This window comes from uncultured Amaricoccus sp. (genome assembly GCF_937891315.1).
In the GTDB taxonomy this organism is placed as follows: Bacteria; Pseudomonadota; Alphaproteobacteria; order Rhodobacterales; family Rhodobacteraceae; genus Amaricoccus.
Genome location: NZ_CALAGI010000037.1, coordinates 1 through 15,645 on the forward strand (window position 1 = coordinate 1; position 15,645 = coordinate 15,645).

At 69.7% G+C, this 15,645-nt stretch carries 14 protein-coding genes and 2 pseudogenes; 5 read left to right on the plus strand and 11 right to left on the minus strand.

Going from position 1 to position 15,645, the window contains the following annotated elements:
- Positions 1 to 145: 145 nt before the first annotated feature.
- Positions 146 to 415 (plus strand): annotated as a pseudogene (locus Q0480_RS02740) (NirD/YgiW/YdeI family stress tolerance protein); the annotation flags it as partial.
- A gap of 341 nt (positions 416 to 756) precedes the next feature.
- On the opposite strand, the gene Q0480_RS02745 reads toward Q0480_RS02740, so the two are convergent.
- The 3 genes from Q0480_RS02745 to Q0480_RS02755 form a co-directional block, all read right to left on the minus strand.
- Positions 757 to 2,193, minus strand: coding sequence for a heme biosynthesis HemY N-terminal domain-containing protein (locus Q0480_RS02745; protein ID WP_299130375.1), 1,437 nt, complete (start codon positions 2,191 to 2,193; stop codon positions 757 to 759).
- 13 nt (positions 2,194 to 2,206) lie between these two features.
- Entirely contained in the window at positions 2,207 to 3,835 is a 1,629-nt protein-coding gene (locus tag Q0480_RS02750) for a COG4223 family protein (RefSeq protein ID WP_299130377.1), read from the minus strand.
- A 118-nt stretch (positions 3,836 to 3,953) separates the two neighbouring features.
- A complete protein-coding gene (locus Q0480_RS02755; protein ID WP_299130380.1) occupies positions 3,954 to 4,667 on the minus strand; it encodes a uroporphyrinogen-III synthase in 714 nt (237 codons plus the stop codon).
- A gap of 187 nt (positions 4,668 to 4,854) precedes the next feature.
- On the opposite strand from Q0480_RS02755, the gene tsaD reads away from it, so the two are divergent.
- From tsaD to Q0480_RS02770, 3 genes are read left to right on the plus strand one after another with little or no spacing between them, the layout of a single operon-like run.
- On the plus strand, positions 4,855 to 5,946 hold the full coding sequence (tsaD, locus tag Q0480_RS02760; RefSeq protein WP_299130383.1) for a tRNA (adenosine(37)-N6)-threonylcarbamoyltransferase complex transferase subunit TsaD: 1,092 nt from the start codon (positions 4,855 to 4,857) through the stop codon (positions 5,944 to 5,946).
- 5 nt (positions 5,947 to 5,951) lie between these two features.
- Entirely contained in the window at positions 5,952 to 6,905 is a 954-nt protein-coding gene (locus tag Q0480_RS02765) for an NAD(P)H-dependent glycerol-3-phosphate dehydrogenase (protein ID WP_299130403.1), read from the plus strand.
- A 13-nt stretch (positions 6,906 to 6,918) separates the two neighbouring features.
- The gene (locus tag Q0480_RS02770; RefSeq protein ID WP_299130385.1) at positions 6,919 to 7,338 is read left to right on the plus strand and encodes an EVE domain-containing protein; all 420 of its coding nucleotides are present in this window, start codon (positions 6,919 to 6,921) and stop codon (positions 7,336 to 7,338) included.
- 118 nt (positions 7,339 to 7,456) lie between these two features.
- Here Q0480_RS02770 and Q0480_RS02775 read toward each other — a convergent pair whose 3' ends face one another.
- The 8 genes and pseudogenes from Q0480_RS02775 to Q0480_RS02810 form a co-directional block, all read right to left on the minus strand.
- Entirely contained in the window at positions 7,457 to 8,080 is a 624-nt protein-coding gene (locus tag Q0480_RS02775; RefSeq protein WP_299130388.1) for a class I SAM-dependent methyltransferase, read from the minus strand.
- Between the two features lie 18 nt (positions 8,081 to 8,098).
- Positions 8,099 to 8,845: a CDP-diacylglycerol--serine O-phosphatidyltransferase gene (gene pssA, locus Q0480_RS02780; RefSeq protein WP_299130391.1), complete on the minus strand. Its 747-nt coding sequence runs from the start codon at positions 8,843 to 8,845 to the stop codon at positions 8,099 to 8,101.
- Positions 8,845 to 9,540: pseudogene (locus tag Q0480_RS02785) on the minus strand (phosphatidylserine decarboxylase); the annotation flags it as partial. The gene pssA and the pseudogene Q0480_RS02785, both read right to left, overlap by 1 nt.
- Before the next feature lie 85 nt (positions 9,541 to 9,625).
- Positions 9,626 to 9,856 (minus strand): Trm112 family protein, encoded by a 231-nt coding sequence (locus tag Q0480_RS02790; RefSeq protein ID WP_299130406.1) that lies wholly within the window; start codon positions 9,854 to 9,856, stop codon positions 9,626 to 9,628.
- Positions 9,857 to 9,864: 8 nt separating this feature from the next.
- Positions 9,865 to 10,536, minus strand: a complete 672-nt coding sequence (locus tag Q0480_RS02795) for an LON peptidase substrate-binding domain-containing protein (protein WP_299130394.1) — start codon at positions 10,534 to 10,536, stop codon at positions 9,865 to 9,867.
- A 29-nt stretch (positions 10,537 to 10,565) separates the two neighbouring features.
- Entirely contained in the window at positions 10,566 to 11,477 is a 912-nt protein-coding gene (locus tag Q0480_RS02800) for a co-chaperone YbbN (protein ID WP_299130409.1), read from the minus strand.
- A gap of 332 nt (positions 11,478 to 11,809) precedes the next feature.
- Positions 11,810 to 12,394 carry an HD family hydrolase gene (locus Q0480_RS02805; RefSeq protein ID WP_299130396.1) on the minus strand — a complete coding sequence of 195 codons (585 nt, stop codon included), beginning with the start codon at positions 12,392 to 12,394 and terminating at the stop codon, positions 11,810 to 11,812.
- A 31-nt stretch (positions 12,395 to 12,425) separates the two neighbouring features.
- Entirely contained in the window at positions 12,426 to 13,403 is a 978-nt protein-coding gene (locus tag Q0480_RS02810; protein ID WP_299130398.1) for a glycosyltransferase family 8 protein, read from the minus strand.
- A gap of 108 nt (positions 13,404 to 13,511) precedes the next feature.
- Between Q0480_RS02810 and ahcY the strand changes: the two genes are divergently transcribed.
- Complete coding sequence (gene ahcY, locus Q0480_RS02815) at positions 13,512 to 14,930, plus strand: adenosylhomocysteinase (protein WP_299130400.1); 1,419 nt, start codon at positions 13,512 to 13,514, stop codon at positions 14,928 to 14,930.
- Positions 14,931 to 15,645: the final 715 nt, after the last annotated feature.

Here is a 15,645-nt window from a genome sequence, read left to right on the forward strand (position 1 = left end):
CCTGGACCTATGCCACTGCACCGCTCAAGGCCGTGGCCTGACAACACCGCTTACATTCCATCAGGGGAAAGGGTTGATGAAACTTCTCGTCACGGCGGCGCTCGCGGTTCTGACCGCGCCGGTCAAGGCGTAATTCGTCGGGCCTTCGGTGCGCGGACAGGAGGTCAGCGTCGCGGAAGCTCACAATATGCGCGCCGGACCCTATGTCACGCTGACCGGCGGGATCGTCGCCCATCAGCGCGACGACGACTTCACCTTTCGCGACGATACCGGCGACATCCGCGTGGCGGTCCAGTCCGGCATCTGGCAGGGGCGCGAGGTCACGCCTTCGACCCATGCACCAATCCCCGCCGAGATCGATCGCGGATTCAACGGCCGTTGTATCTGGGTGAAGTCCCTCGACATTCTGCCGTAGTCGCGGGGCGGCTTCCTCGCCGGGCTGTAAAAAAAGGCGCCGATCACATCGTGACGCATTCCGGTAGATAGGACATAGTTTCCCGCCGCTTTCGTCCGCGGATCGAGATACTTATCGCCCGATAAATGATTTGTGCTGGGTTTCTCGTCTTGATTCACCCGGCGCCTTGCAGAACATTTTTGTTCCGCATGGCGCCGGGGAACTTATGCGATAAATCCGCACAAGCCGTTGATTATGCCGGCATTCTATCGACCAAGAGATAAACGCCGGCCGAGCCTATGTCCTATCTACCGGAATGCGTCAGATCACATCGGCGCCCTGTCTCGTCTTCAGGTCGATCCTCAGGCTCCGGCGCTTCCGGTGACTTCGGCGTCTTCGACCTCGCCCGGCGACGGGTTGTCGAGCCCGCCCATGATCAGCGGCAACATGGCGGAGCGGGACAGCGCCAGATCCTCGGAGTGCGGCGCCGCCTTCCAGCTCAGCGTGTCGAAGGCGCCGCAATTCTCGCAGATCGGCACCCAGGCGGCATGCACGTGGTTGCACTTGTCGCAGATCCACTGCGGCCCGCGCGAGGCGTTGAGCGCCTTGGCGAGCCAGCCGCGCACCACGGCCTCGGGCGCGCCCTGGCCGCGCTCCACCGCCGCCATGATGGCGAGGCTGCGCGTGGTCGGATCGGTTTCCGCGAGGCCGCCGAGCGCCTTGCGCGCACCGGGGAAGTCTTCGCCGGCGAGCGCGAGTTCGGCTTCGAGCAGCTTGCTCTCGGGATCGTCCGGCCGCGTGGCGACCAGCGCGGCGAAGCGCGTGCGCCGGGTGGCGGGGCTCTCCTCGGGCTCGATGGCGGCGAAGGCGACGGCCAGGTCGGGATGCGGGTTCGTGGTCCAGGTCGTGGTGAGGATCTTCGTCGCCTTGCGCTTCGACCCCTTGTCGATCTGCGCGGCCGAGGCCAGCACGGCGGCTGGCACAAGGCCCGGTGCCAGCCGGTTCGCCTGCAGCGCCGCTTCGTTGCCGCGCGTCGTCTCGCCCCGTGCCAGCGCCGCCCGCGCGTCGGCCAGCGACAGCACCGCGTCGCGCCGGGTGCCGACATCGCGCGGCAGCAGGCGCGCCTGGGTCGAGGCGGTCAGCGTGCCGCGCGCGCCCGCCCAGTCCTCGCGCTGGGTCTGCAGGTCGAACAGCGTGCGCAGGATCGCCGGGTTCGAAGGTCGCAGGGCGAAGGCCTTCTTGGCGAGCTCCAGCGCGGTATAGGTGTCGCCCTCGTCGAGTTGCTGCTTCATCAGGCCCTGAACCGCGACGAAGCGGGTCCGGTCGTTGCCGAGCATCTCCTTGTAATATTGAGTCGCCCGGGTCCGGTCACCGTTCAGCTCCGCCGCCTGAGCGTTGACGAGGCCGGTGACGTCCGGCCGGTTCAGCAGCCGCTCGGCCTTGGCGGTCTTCTTCAGCGCGGTCTTCGGATCGCCCGAGGCGAGCGCGACCAGTCCGTCGGACAGCGCATCGATGCCCCGCCGCTCGCGGTTGCGGGCGAAATAGCGGCTGATCGCCGTCTCGTCGCCGAGCAGGAAGCGGGCGACGGCCACCAGAAGCCCGATGAGCTTCAGCACCAGGAAGGCGAGGCCGAGCAGCAGCATCAGCCCGATGACGAAGCCGATCGGCGAGAGATAGAATTCGCGGCCGCCGAAGGCGACCCGGACCTCGCCGGGCGTGTCCACGAGATAGAGCGCGCCGAACGCGAGCGCGGTGGCGATGCCGATGAAGATCAGAACCTTGATGACGGACCAGAGCATGCGCGCCTCGCTTTCAGTTCGTCGCCGGCATTTCGGCGTTCAGGGCTTCGAGGCCCGCTTCCGCGTCGGCGCGCAGCTTTACCGCGTTGAGCCAGCCGCTCATCGCCTCGGTCGCCTCGCTCGGCAGCTGCTCGGATTCGGTCAGCACGCCGGCGAGATCGTCGTGGCGCAGCTTCTCCTCCATCCGCGACAGCACCGCGTCGGTGCCCTGGCCGTCCTTGGGGGTCAGCGAGCGGGTGGCGATCTGCGCCTCGAAAAAAGCCTGGGCCCGGGCGACCACGCCGTCGCCGGCACTGGCGAGGATACTGGCCCGGATCGCCTGATGCGCGGAATCGGCGAAACCGTCGCGAAGCTCGGCGAGCGACTGGATGCCGCTGGTCGCGGCGGCGCTCAGCGTCTCGGGGATCTGGACCTCCGGGTCGGCGGCGATCCGGCCGAGCGGCTCGACGAAGGGCATGCCGGCGGCCATCGCCGCCTGAACCTGGGCGAAATCGGCCTTCACGGCGGCGGCGCTGACCGCAGTCGTCGCCTGCGCCTGGATCGTGTCGACCGTGGCCTGCGCCGTATCGATCTGCCGGCGCGCCTCGGCGCCCACCTCGTCGATCCGCGCGCCCAGGGCGGCGACGCGATCCGTCACCGAGCCCATCTCGGCCCGCAGCCCATCGAGCTCGGAGCGATAGAGGTCGATCCCGGCCGCCGTCGCGCCGCTCGCCACGGCGACGCCGCCGGTGATCTGCTCCTTCAAACCGCTGAGCTCGGCGATCTGGCCCTGAATCGCCGCGTCGGTCCGGTCGAGCCGCTGGCGGGTATCCGCCCCGTCGATCTGGCCGAGTTGCGTGCGCAACTCCGCGATCTGGCCTTCGATCTGGTTACCCGCGCTCGCAACCGCCGTGCCGATGCGCGCGTCGAGGCCCGATCCGCTCAACTCCGTCACTTCGGCCCGCACGTCGCCGATCTCGGTCTCCAACCGCGATTCCAGCGCGGCGATCCGGGCCTCGGCCTCCGAGGAGCCGGGCACCAGCCATTTCGCCACCGGCGCCGGCATCGAGGGCGCGATCTTCGGCCCGAGCCAGAGCGCCAGCCCGCCGCCGATCAGCAGGAACAGAAGCGCGGCCAGCGCGCGGCCCGCGAAGCTCGATCCGCGCTCGGTTTCGGCCGGCGGCTCCTCGCGGGTCACGGCCGGCTGGTTGGCCGCCGGCGCCTCGCGGGCCTCCTCCCACGCGTCATCCGGTTCCTGCTCCGACGGTGGCGGGCCGCCGCGCGCGATGGCATCGTTCACCGCTTCGACCAGTGCCACGTCTTCCGGCTCATCGACGAATTCAGGCGCGCCGTCGGGCTTCGCCCAGGATGCCCCTTCGAGGGGGGCGCCGGCTTCCGCCGCGGACGCGATCTCGGCCTCGCGGACGATTTCCGCCTCCGGCGTCTCGTCCGCCCCCGCCTCGGTCGGCGTCCAGGTCGGCTCGGCCTCGGGCGTGGCGGGATCGGGCGGGGCGGGAGCGTCGAGCGCCGGCCCTTCGAGCATCCGGTCGGTCACAACTTCCGGCGCGGTTTCGGGCGGGGGCGCCGCTGGTTCGGGCGCGGAGATGTCGGCTTCCGGTTCCACGATCTCGCCTTCCGGCGAATCGGATTTCTTTCGTGCCATCGGTTCAGTTCCCCACTTGGGCGTTCGCGCGCGCCCGGGCCCCTCGCGGACCCAATGCGGCGGATACTAGGCGAAGGATATTTGCGGAACAAGCCAAAGCCCGGACCCGCTCCACCTGTCACAAACCGCCGAGCGCGCCGATCATTCCGGCCCGTGTCGGCGCGGCGGCGATCACCCGGCGCGCCGGTTCGACGCCGATGAGCCCGGCGTCCGCCGCCCCGCTCAGGGCGACGCAGATCACCCGCCGCAGGTTCCATCCGCCCGCCACGAGTTGCCGGGCGAGCAGCGCGGCCGAGCGTGGCGAGAAAAGGCAGATCACGTCGATCTGTCCATCCGCGAGCATGGAGCGCACCTCCGCCGTCAGGGGACAGGGCAACTGGTCGTATATCTCGGCCGCCCGCGCCGGCACGCCCGCAAGGGCGAGCCGTCCGATCAGGTCGCCGGCGGCGTGACGACCGCGGACATGGATGAAATCGCCGCTGCCGGGCCGGTGCCGCGCGATGGCGAGCGCGGTCAGCGCCGGCACGTCGCCACCGGCGGATTCGGCCGAGAACCCCGCGCGCCGCGCCGCCTCCGCCGTCATTTCGCCAACGCAGAGCGCGGGCAGGCGGCGGTCCGCCGTCCGGGCGGCGAACTGCGCCACGCCGTTCGCCGAGGTGAAGAGCAGGCCCTGCGCCCCGTCGAGCGGGATCGCGCCTTCGGTTCGCGCGACCGCGAGGACGGGCGAGATCACGGTGGCGAAGCGGTCGGGCAGCGCGATCTCCAGCGCCTCGGCGAAGGCGTGCGACTGCTCGACCGGACGCGTCAGCAGCAGGCTCCGGCGTTCTGGCATCGGGTGGTCTGGCATCGGGCGGTCTGACATCGCGCGGCGCTCCGGTCGGCGACGGAGCGGACGCCGTTGCGCCGCCCCGCGGCCGGTGTTACCTGCGCCCCGGGACCAGCGCAATTCCGGCGCGGCTTTCGGGGCGCGGCATTCCGGCGTGGGCATTCCGGCGTGGTCGGCCCCAAGGGAGCGCGCCTTGCTGATACTGGGGCTTGAAAGCAGCTGCGACGATACAGGCGCCGCGGTGATTCGGGCCTGCCCGGGCACGCCGGTGGGCGAAATCCTTGCCTCGGTGGTCCGCGGCCAGGACGCGCTGCACGCGGCCTACGGCGGGGTGGTGCCGGAGATCGCGGCGCGCGCGCATGCCGAGCGGCTGGACGGCGTGACCGAGGCCGCGCTGGCGGAGGCGGGGGTCGGGCTCGGCGATCTCGGCGCGGTGGCGGTCGCCTCCGGGCCGGGCCTGATCGGCGGCGTGCTGTCGGGGGTGATGTTCGCCAAGGGGCTTTCGGCGGCGCGCGGCCTGCCGTTCTACGGCGTCAACCATCTCGCAGGCCACGCGCTGACGCCTCGGCTCGTCGCGCCCATCGCCTTTCCATATCTTGTGCTGCTGGTCTCGGGCGGTCATTGCCAGTTCCTGATCGCCGAGGGGCCGGACCTCTTCGTCCGGCTCGGCGGCACGATCGACGACGCGCCTGGCGAGGCGTTCGACAAGATCGCGAAGCTGCTCGGCCTTGGCCAGCCGGGTGGCCCCAGGGTCGAGGCCGAGGCGCGGGCGGGCGATCCGGCGCGCTTCGACCTGCCCCGGCCGCTGCTGGACCGCGAGGGCTGCGACCTCTCCTTCTCCGGGCTGAAGACGGCGGTCCGCCGCGCCCGCGACCGGCTCGCCGCCGGGCGCGGCGGGATCACCCGGGGGGAGCGGGCGGATCTCTGCGCCGGCTTCCAGGCGGCGGTGGCCGAAACGCTCGCGGAGAAGACGCGCCGCGCCTGCCGGGCCTTCCGCGCGCGGCATGACCTCGCCGCGCCGACGCTCGCCGTCGCGGGCGGGGTCGCGGCCAACGGAACCATCCGCGCGGCGCTCGCGGCGGTGGCCGAGGCGGAAGGTTTCGCCTGGCTCGCGCCGCCGCCCGCGCTCTGCACCGACAACGGCGCCATCGTCGCCTGGGCGGCGGCCGAGGCGATGGCGGTGCGCGGTCCCGACGCGCTCACCCTGGTCGCCCGGCCGCGCTGGCCGCTCGACGCGCGGGCCGCGCCGATGCTTGGCTCCGGGCGCAAGGGGGCCAAGGCGTGAGCGGGATCGCGATCCTCGGCGCCGGCGCCTTTGGCACCGCGCTCGCCGTCGTCCACGCGGCCGAGGGCCGGCGCGTGACGCTCTGGGGCCGGGACGCCGAGGCGATGCGCGTCATGGCCGAGACGCGGCGGAACCCGCGCCTGCCCGGCATCGACCTGCCCGAGGGGGTGGATTGCGTCGCCGGGCTCGACGCGCTGGCGGGCGCGCGGGCCTTGCTTCTCGCCGTGCCGGCCCAGCGGACCGAGGATTTCCTGCGCGCGCACGGTTCCGCGCTGCCCCCCGCGCCGCTGGTGCTCTGCGCCAAGGGGATCGACGCGCGCGGCCACCGGCTGCAGACCGAGATCGCCGCCGCCGCGCTGCCCGCGACGCCGCTCGCCGCGCTGACCGGCCCCGGCTTCGCCGACGAGATCGCCCGCGGCTTGCCAAGCGCGCTGACCCTCGCCTGCGCCGACCCCGCGCTCGGGCCGGCATTGCAGGAAACGCTGTCGGTCCGGCGCCTGCGGCTCTATCTCACCGACGACATGGTCGGGGCGCAACTCGGCGGCGCGCTGAAGAATGTCATCGCCATCGCCTGCGGCATGGTCGAGGGTGCGCGCCTCGGCCATTCCGCCCGCGCGGCGCTGATGACCCGCGGTTTCGCCGAGATGACCCGCCTCGCCGTGGCACTCGGCGCCCGGGCCGAGACGCTGGTCGGCCTCTGCGGGCTCGGCGACCTGTCGCTCACCTGCAATTCGGCGCAATCGCGCAACTTCGCGCTCGGCCAGGCGCTCGGCGCCGGCGCGGCCCGGCCCGGCGGCACGGTCGAGGGGGTTGCGACCGCCCGCGCCGCCTGCCAGCTTGGCGCGCGGCGGGGCGTCGAATTGCCGATCGCCGAGGCGGTGGCGAATGTGCTCGACGCAAGCTGGACGCTGCCGCAGGCGATGGACGCGCTGTTGTCACGCCCGCTGCGCGAGGAATGAGGGGAGGGGAACCTTGGCCTACTGGCTCTTCAAATCCGAGGCCGAGACCTGGAGCTGGGACGATCAGGTCGCCAGGGGCGACGCCGGGCAGGCATGGGACGGCGTGCGCAACTATCAGGCGCGCAACAACATGAAGGCGATGGCGGTCGGCGACCTCGGTTTCTTCTACCATTCGCAGGCCGAGAAGGCCGTGGTCGGCGTCGTCGAGGTCATCGCCCTCGCCCATCCCGATCCATCGACCGACGATTCGCGCTGGGAATGCGTCGATATAAAGGCCGTCGCGCCGCTCCCGAAGCCTGTCACCCTGGACGACTGCAAGGGCGAGCCGCGGCTCGCCGGCATGGTCCTCGTCAACAATTCCCGCCTCTCGGTCCAGCCGGTCAGCGCGGAGGAATGGCGCCTCGTCTGCGAAATGGGCGGTTACGCCGGCTGAGCCTGGGGGCGTCGGCTGGAGCGAAGTCCGATCCGGCAGAGCCGGCCTGGCCGCTCCAGAGTCATGATTTGACGCAATATCCTGACCACCGGACGATTCCGTCCGATTGGTCATTGCTCTAGGCTTGGGCGCGCTTGCGCATCCTGAGGAAGGTGAACATCCCGAACGGCGGATGGTCGCGGCAATCGATCACTTCCAGCGCCGGCGCGCCGAGCACCCGCTCCATCGCGAAGTCCGAATGCCAGCCCAGCTTGTCGGCGAAGGGCGCGAAGGCCTTCTCCAGCGCCGCGAGCCCGCCGCGGTCGCGGGCGAAGTGGTTGACGATCAGCACCTCGCCGCCCGGCTTGCAGACCCGCGCCATCTCGGCGACCACCCGCTCCGGTTCCGGCACGACGGAGACGAGATACATCGCGACGACGATGTCGAACCGGTCGTTCGGGAAGTCGAGGGCGCGCGCGTCCATCTCGCGCAGCGCCACCACCTGGCTCAGCCGGCCGCGCGTCACCTTGGCCCGCGCCTTGGCGAGCATCTCGGGCGAATAGTCGATCCCGGTCACCCGGAGGTGGCGGGCATAGGCGCGGAGCGAGAGGCCGGTGCCGACGCCGACCTCCAGCACCTCGCCGTGGCGGGCATTGATATGGGCCACGGCTCTCGCCCGCCCGATCCGGGTCACAGCGCCGAAGGTCCGGTCATAGACCGGCGCCCAGCGGCGATAGGACGCGCGAATGGCTTCCACTTCCAATTCTTGATTCTCCTTGGGTCAGCCGCGCCGACCGAGGCGCGTCACGATCGCCGAATGGATCAGGCTCGCGATATAGACCGCGACGGCGAGGATCATGGTCAGCCAGAAGCGGGTCAGCCCCAGTCCGACGATGATCGCGGTCCCGATCAGCAGCCAGCGCACCCGGTCGCGCGGAATGCGCAGGGCCTTCGGCGAGAAGGTCGGCAGCCGGCTCACCATCACGAGGCCGACGAGCCCGAGCCAGAGCGCCACGATCAGCGGATAGTCCGCCGCGTCGACCGGCCCCTCGATGGTCACGAAGGCCGGCAGCAGCGCCAGCATCGCCCCCGCCGGCGCCGGTACCCCGACGAAGCGCGGCACCGACCCGCTGGCCGGCGCGTCGCGGGTCACGTTGAACCGGGCGAGCCGCAGGCAGCAGCAGACGGTATAGACGAGCACCAGCACCCATCCGAGGTCGCGCGCGTCGGCCAGCGCCATCTGATAGATGAGAATGCCCGGTGCGACCCCGAAATCGACGAAATCGCAGAGCGAATCGAGCTCGGCCCCGAACGGGCTCGCACTGCCCAGCCGCCGCGCCAGCAGCCCGTCGAGCCCGTCGATCACCGCGGCGAACAGGATGAGCGCGGCCGAGATGGCGAAATGCCCCGAAAAGGCGAAGCGGATCGCGGTCAACCCGGCGCAGAGGCCGATGATGGTGACGAGGCTCGGCAGGAGCTGCGGCAGGAGCAGCGGCGCGCGGCGGTGGCGGAAACGCCGGCGCGCCATCAGATCGGCTCCGCCACGCGTGCCGGCTCGTCCGAGGCGAGATCGGCCAGCACCGTCTCGCCGGCCCGCGCGATCTGGCCGACCGCGACCAGCGGCGCCACCTCCGGCGGCAGATAGACGTCGAGCCGGGAGCCGAAGCGGATCATGCCGAAGCGCGCGCCGGTCCGAAGCTCCGCGCCCTCGGTCACGTCGCAGACGATGCGCCGCGCGACCAGCCCCGCGATCTGCGCCACGGCCAGCATCCGGCCGTCCGGCAGCCGGATCGCCAGCGCGTTGCGCTCGTTGTCGGCGCTCGCCTTGTCGAGCGAGGCGTTGAAGAACTTTCCCGGCCGATAGGCGACCCGGGTCACCACGCCGCCGATCGGCGCGCGGTTCACGTGGCAGTCAAAGACGCTCATGAAGACGCTGATCCGGGTCAGGGGCGCGGGCCCGAGCCCCAGTTCCTCGGGTGGCGCGGCCGGCACGATCATCGACACCACGCCGTCCGCCGGACTGACGATCAGTCCGGTCCGCGTCGGCACCGCGCGCACGGGATCCCGGAAAAAATAGTAGCACCAGACGGTCAGCCCGACTCCGATCCAGCCGAGCGGCTCGGCAATGAAGAACAGGATCAGCGTGACCGCGGCGAAGATCGCGATGAAGCGATGGCCTTCCCGATGCACGGGCTTCACCACGGTCGAGAGCATGTTCACCGCGGCGGCTCCCGGGCTGTTTCTGGGTCGCGCAGTCGGACGCGGCGGCGCAAGTCGCGGCCCGTATAGGCGATGAGGCGCCGCGGGATCAATCCTCGAGGCGTCGGGCTTCGTCGGTCAGCATCACCGGAATGCCGCCATGAATTGGAAAGGCGAGATGTGCCCCGCGCGAGATCAGCTCCTGCCGCTCGGCGTCATAGATCAGCGGGCCGCGCGTCACCGGGCAGACCAGATATTCCAGCAGGCCGCGCGCCACCCGCGGCGCGTGCTCCGCCCGGTCCTCGTCCTCCGCCGCGGTCGGCGGCTGGCCGCGCGTCATCCCGTCGGTCACTGGATCGCTCCCTCGTCCCCGCCGCCGCGCAGCGCGAACTCCATCAGCGTCACCAGAGTCTCGCGGCGGTTGGCGAGCGTCGGCGCCTCGAGCAGCGCCTGCTTTTCCTCCGGATCGAAGGGGCAGAGGATCGAGAGGGAATTGACCAGCAATTCCGGTTCGGCTTCCTTCAGGCTGTCCCAGTCCGAGCTCAGCTGCGCGGTGTCGAAAAACTTCGCCAGCAGGCGAAGGAAGCTCGGGCGGTCGAAGGCCTCGTCGGCCTCCGCCCGGCCGAGATCCCGCTCGAAACAGTCCCAGGTCGCATCCGCCCGCGCATAGGGCGCGAATCCTTCGCGCAGCGCGCCGAGCCGGAAGCGGCAGACGCCGTGCAGGGTGATGAGATAGCGCCCATCCTCCGTCTCCTGCAGCGCGGTGACTCGCCCGGCGCAGCCGATCTGATGCAGGCGGCCCGGCGATTTCGCCTCGCCCGCCCGGCCCTCGGGCATCGCCAGCGGCTGGATCATCCCGATCAGCCGGTGCGTCGTCTTGAGCGCGTCGTCGAGCATGGCGAGATAGCGCGGCTCGAAGATATTGAGCGGCAGGCGCGAGCGCGGCAGCAGGAGCGCGCCCGGCAGCGGAAAGATCGGAATATTCTCGGGCAGGTCGGCCAGGCTGTATTTCTTGGCCATCGGTTCCTCCGGGCCGCGGTCGCGTCCCGTCAGGCGAAGATCATCGAGCTCAGCCGCCGCCGGCCCTTCTGCGCCAGCTCGCTTTTCGGGCCGAGGCTGTCGAAGAGCTTGAAGAGCTGGGTCTTGGCCGCGCTCTCGTTCCAGTCGCGATCGCGGCGGAAGAGCTCGATGAGCGTGTCGATGGCGCCGGCGGTGTCCCCCTTGGCGACCAGCGCCATGGCGAGATCGAAGCGGGCCGCGTGGTCGTCCGGGTCGCGCTCGAGCTTCGCCGCGAACTCGCCCGCCTCGCCGGCGTCCGCGCTCGCCTCGGCCAGTTCAACCTGGGCGCGGGCGGCGAGGATCGCGGCGTCGTTTTCCTTGCCCTTCGGCGCGAGGCCGAGGATCGCCTTCGCCTGCTCGGTCTCGCCCAGGGCGAGATGCGCCCGCGCGAGCCCGGAGATCGCGGCGGTATTGCCCTCGTCCTCGCCGAGGATCGCGGCGAAGGTCTGGGCGGCGTCCGAGGCGGCGCCTTCCCCGAGCATCTGCTCGGCCATGGCCAGCGCCTCCTCGAGTCCGGCGTTGCCGCCGCTCATTTCGACCAGCCGGTCGACGAAGGCCTTGATCTGGCTGGCCGACTGCGCGCCGACGAAGCCGTCGACGGGCTGGCCGCTGAAGAAGCCGAACACCGTCGGGATCGACTGCACCCGCATCTGGCCCGCGATCATCTGGTTCTTGTCGACGTCGAGCCGCACCAGCCGGACCTTGCCCTTGGCCTCGGTCACCGTCTTTTCCAGCAGCGGCCCCAGCGTCTTGCACGGCCCGCACCAGGTCGCGGTGAAATAGGCGATGACCGGAACCTCGGCGGAGGCTTCGATCACGTCCGCCATGAAAGTCGCCTCGGAGCCTTCCTTGATCGGGCTCTGGGCGGGCTGGGTGGTGGCGGTGAGATCCATGTCGAGCATCCTTGGCGTCGAGCATTCCGGAGGCCGGCGCATCCTCCGCGCCGGCCGGTTGCCGCTTTAGGTGGGTGAGCCGACCGCGTGCGTCAAGCGAAATCCCGCCCCTTTTCGCGGGCCCGAGCCGCCGAAGCGCCCCGAAACGCCGCCGTCCCGACCAGAACCCCGCCGGCCCAACCCGGCGATCCCGTATCGCTGCGCGCCCGTATTCATTCAGGTTTGCTAACCTGGAGAGCAGTCGTTTCGCGCCAACGGGCGCGAAACAAACCAAAAGAGACTTGCGCGCACCGCGCGCTCCGGCTGGCCGCAACGGCGGCCAGCGCCCGAAAGGCGCTTCCCTAGCACGCCGCCAGCAATTCCTCGAACCGCGCGAGGAACGCCCGCTTCACCTCCGCCGGGGCGCGCAGGGGCAGGGGCCGGCCGGCGAGCCCCGCGCCCCGGGCGTCGCCGAAGAAACGGTCGGCCTCCGCTTCGGTGAAGCCGGCGAGCTGGGTCGCCTCCAGCCAGGCGGAAACCCGATCGGCCCGCTTGATCGCGGCCTTCACGCCGCGTGGCAGAGCCGCCGGCAGGCCGAAGCGCACATGGACCGCGACCGCGAGACGCGCGTCGAGCGCGGCGTAGTCCGGCCCGACCGCGGCCTTCACCGGCGAGATCATGTCGCCGATCACATATTCCGGCGCGTCGTGCAGCAGGGCGGCGAGCTGCCAGCGCGGCTCGGGATCGCGTACGGTCAGGCGGTACAATTCCTCGACCAGCAGCGAATGCTCCGCCACCGAATAGGCGTGCTCGCCCCGGGTCTGGCCGTTCCAGCGCGCGACGAAGGCGAGCCCGTGGGCGATATCCTCGATCTCGATATCGAGCGGCGAGGGGTCGAGCAGGTCGAGCCTGCGCCCCGACAACATGCGCTGCCATGCCCGCGGCATTGGTCCTCCGGTCGGTCCCCTCGCGCCCTTGCTAGCCGCCGCCCCGCCGGTTGTCGAGCACGGTCATGTCGCTCTCGAACCGGCCGAGATAGGCCGCCATCTTGCCGCTGGCGAGCAGGTGCTTCACCAGCATCCGCCGCTGGAAGGTCAGGTTCAGATGCGGGGGCGTGCCGTCCGGTCCGATCGGCGCGTCGGGGAAATGCGTGGCGAAGAAGGCCCGATAGGCGGCGCGAAAGCGGGGCGGCAGCTCGCCGCCATCATGGCGCCAGGGCTTCTTCGGGCCGATGAAATGCACCACATGCGCGCCCTCCATCGCCTCGGTCAGGCGCGAGGCCCAGGTATATTGCCAGTTCCAGACCGGGCTCAGCTCCGCCCAGTCGCCGCGCAGCACCGCGTTCACGAGGTCCTGATCGAGGCCGATCCGTTCCGGCGGATGCTCCGCCGCGAAGGCGAGGCAGCGTTCCAGCACCCGCGCCGCGCCGAAGGCGGCGGTGTCGATCAGCAGGACGCCGCTGTTGAAATAGGGCACGGACGCCGGCAAGCCGAGGCGTCGAAAGGAGTCCGGTCGCCGTCCCGGCGTGCGCCATTGGCTGTTGTCGCGAACCGCCGCGACCGCCGCGCCGCCCAGATCGAGATCGAGCAGGCGCGAGAAGTCGCCGCCCTGGATGAAGACGTCGGCGTCGAGATAGAGCAGCCTTCGGTAGACGCCGGCGAAGGCCGCCGGCAACGCCAGCCGCAGGTAGGAGGCTTCGGTGCGCCGGGCGTCGAGCTTCATGGCGCGGAAAACCCCGCCGGTGTCGATCCGGCAATGGCGGACGCCGGTTCCGGCGAGGCTCGGGACGGGGACCGACGGTTCCATCGAGCAGAGGCAGATGTCGAAATCGCGCCCCGGCGCCAACCGATCGATCTGCGCCGCGGCGAACAGCGCGAAGGGCGCGTAGTTGCCGTCGCAGGCGAAGACGATGGCCTTGTCCGAGGCCGCCGGACGGTCGCAGCCGGCGGCGATCACGAGACGGCCCCGGTGGCGACTTTCGCCTTCGGCGGTTGTCTCGGCGCGGTCGGGCTGCTAGATGGCGGACAAATATTAATGGGCGCCCTCGTTTCCGGAGTGTTTCGCATGAGCAAGGACTATGCCGTCAAGGACCTTGAGAAGGACTATATCGTAAAGGATATCGCCCTTGCCGAATTCGGCCGCAAGGAGCTCGATATCGCCGAGACGGAGATGCCCGGCCTGATGGCGCTCAGGGCGGAGTTCGGCGACGCCCAGCCGCTCAAGGGCGCGCGGATCGCCGGCAGCCTGCACATGACGATCCAGACGGCCGTGCTGATCGAGACGCTCGCCTATCTCGGGGCGGATATCCGCTGGGCCTCCTGCAACATCTATTCGACCCAGGATCACGCGGCGGCGGCGATCGCGGCGCGGGGCATTCCGGTCTTTGCCATCAAGGGCGAGACGCTGGAAGAATACTGGACCTATACCGACCGGATCTTCGACTTCCCCGAGGGGGTCAACATGATCCTCGACGACGGCGGCGACGCGACAATGTATATCCTGACCGGCGCGCGGGTCGAGGAAGGCGAAACCGGCCTGATCGAGAATCCGCAGTCCGAGGAAGAGATCTATTTCTTCGCCCAGATCAAGAAGCGCGCCGCCGCCAATCCCGGCTGGTTCGTCAAGCAGCGTCACGCGATCCGCGGCGTCTCGGAGGAAACCACCACCGGCGTGCATCGGCTCTACCAGCTGATGGAGAAGGGCCGCCTGCCGTTCCCGGCGATCAACGTCAACGACAGCGTGACCAAGTCGAAATTCGACAACAAGTACGGCTGCAAGGAAAGCCTCGTCGATGGTATCCGGCGGGCGACCGACACGATGATGGCGGGCAAGACCGCCGTGGTGCTCGGCTATGGCGACGTCGGCAAGGGCTCGGCGGCCTCACTGCGCGGCGCGGGTGCCCGCGTCACGGTCACCGAGATCGACCCGATCTGCGCGCTGCAGGCGGCGATGGACGGGTTCGAAGTGGTGACGCTGGAAGACGTCGTTGCCAAGGCCGATATATTCGTCACCACCACCGGCAACAAGGACGTGATCCGGCTCGAGCATATGCGCGAGATGAAGGACATGGCGATTGTCGGTAATATTGGCCATTTCGACAATGAAATTCAGGTCGCGGCCCTGAAGAACATGAAATGGACCAATATCAAGGATCAGGTCGACATGATCCATTTCCCGGACGGGAAGCGGATCATCCTGCTGAGCCAGGGGCGGCTGCTGAACCTCGGCAATGCCACCGGGCATCCGTCCTTCGTCATGTCGGCCAGCTTCACCAACCAGACGCTGGCGCAGATCGAGCTCTGGACCAAGAGCGACCAATACGAGAACAAGGTCTATGTCCTGCCGAAGCATCTGGACGAGAAGGTGGCGCGGCTGCATCTGGCCAAGATCGGCGTGAAGCTGACCGAGCTCTTGCCCGAACAGGCCGACTATATCGGGGTCGAGGTCGAGGGTCCCTTCAAGCCCGAGCATTACCGTTACTGAATCCTGCGCGTCGGAGGCCGGGCAACCGGCCTCCAACCCGCTGGATTCGCACTAAATTTTCAAGATCGCTTGCTTGACGACAGATGGGTTTCCGGCAATAGTCGGACCCATCGATGGCCGCGGCAGAAACGCCCCCAGATACCATCGTCACTCCACCAAAATCGCAGAGGTTGCGCCTTGGGACCATTTCCCCGGGGCCGCGCGCGGGTCGGTGAGGTTTTCAGGCTTATTGGCAGGTGCGGGATCCGACGGGTGTGGGGTCTGGTCCGGAACCCCCTGCCCATCGGCCGGGAGACCTCCGGATTGGGGTCCAGACCGGCGCGCCAACGGTCGGGAGAGCCCTTTGAGGGGAGGGCTCTCCCGATTTCGTTTTTCAGGGGTCAAGAGCCTGGGATTGCGCGGTTTTTTTGATATGCAACGTATGCACGGAGCGTATGCATAGCGTATGCATGTTTTTGCCGTATCGGGGCGGCGGAGCGGGGGCTGTCGCCCGGTTCACGGGCGCCCTATACCAACGGCCGTTTGTCTTGACCTTCCGACCGAAGCGTGCGGATGGCACGCGAGGCACAGGCGCGGGAAAGCGGACGCATTGCGTCCGCCGCGCCGATCGCTGGAGGGCCGGAGGCCCGGAGGCGATGGGGGGCCAAGATTTCCCCATCGCTCACAGTACGGACGGGGGCGCCCCTGGGTGGCCGCGCTTCGCGGACACCCCCCG

What these genes read in the sequence shown, in the direction of transcription:
- Q0480_RS02745 (WP_299130375.1), bottom strand. Translation starts at nt 2,193, where the DNA reads ATGCTCTGGTCCGTCATCAAGGTTCTGATCTTCATCGGCATCGCCACC.
- Q0480_RS02750 (WP_299130377.1), bottom strand. Translation starts at nt 3,835, where the DNA reads ATGGCACGAAAGAAATCCGATTCGCCGGAAGGCGAGATCGTGGAACCG.
- Q0480_RS02755 (WP_299130380.1), bottom strand. Translation starts at nt 4,667, where the DNA reads ATGCCAGAACGCCGGAGCCTGCTGCTGACGCGTCCGGTCGAGCAGTCG.
- pssA (WP_299130391.1), bottom strand. Translation starts at nt 8,845, where the DNA reads ATGGCGCGCCGGCGTTTCCGCCACCGCCGCGCGCCGCTGCTCCTGCCG.
- Q0480_RS02790 (WP_299130406.1), bottom strand. Translation starts at nt 9,856, where the DNA reads ATGACGCGCGGCCAGCCGCCGACCGCGGCGGAGGACGAGGACCGGGCG.
- Q0480_RS02795 (WP_299130394.1), bottom strand. Translation starts at nt 10,536, where the DNA reads ATGGCCAAGAAATACAGCCTGGCCGACCTGCCCGAGAATATTCCGATC.
- Q0480_RS02800 (WP_299130409.1), bottom strand. Translation starts at nt 11,477, where the DNA reads ATGCTCGACATGGATCTCACCGCCACCACCCAGCCCGCCCAGAGCCCG.
- Q0480_RS02805 (WP_299130396.1), bottom strand. Translation starts at nt 12,394, where the DNA reads ATGCCGCGGGCATGGCAGCGCATGTTGTCGGGGCGCAGGCTCGACCTG.
- ahcY (WP_299130400.1), top strand. Translation starts at nt 13,512, where the DNA reads ATGAGCAAGGACTATGCCGTCAAGGACCTTGAGAAGGACTATATCGTA.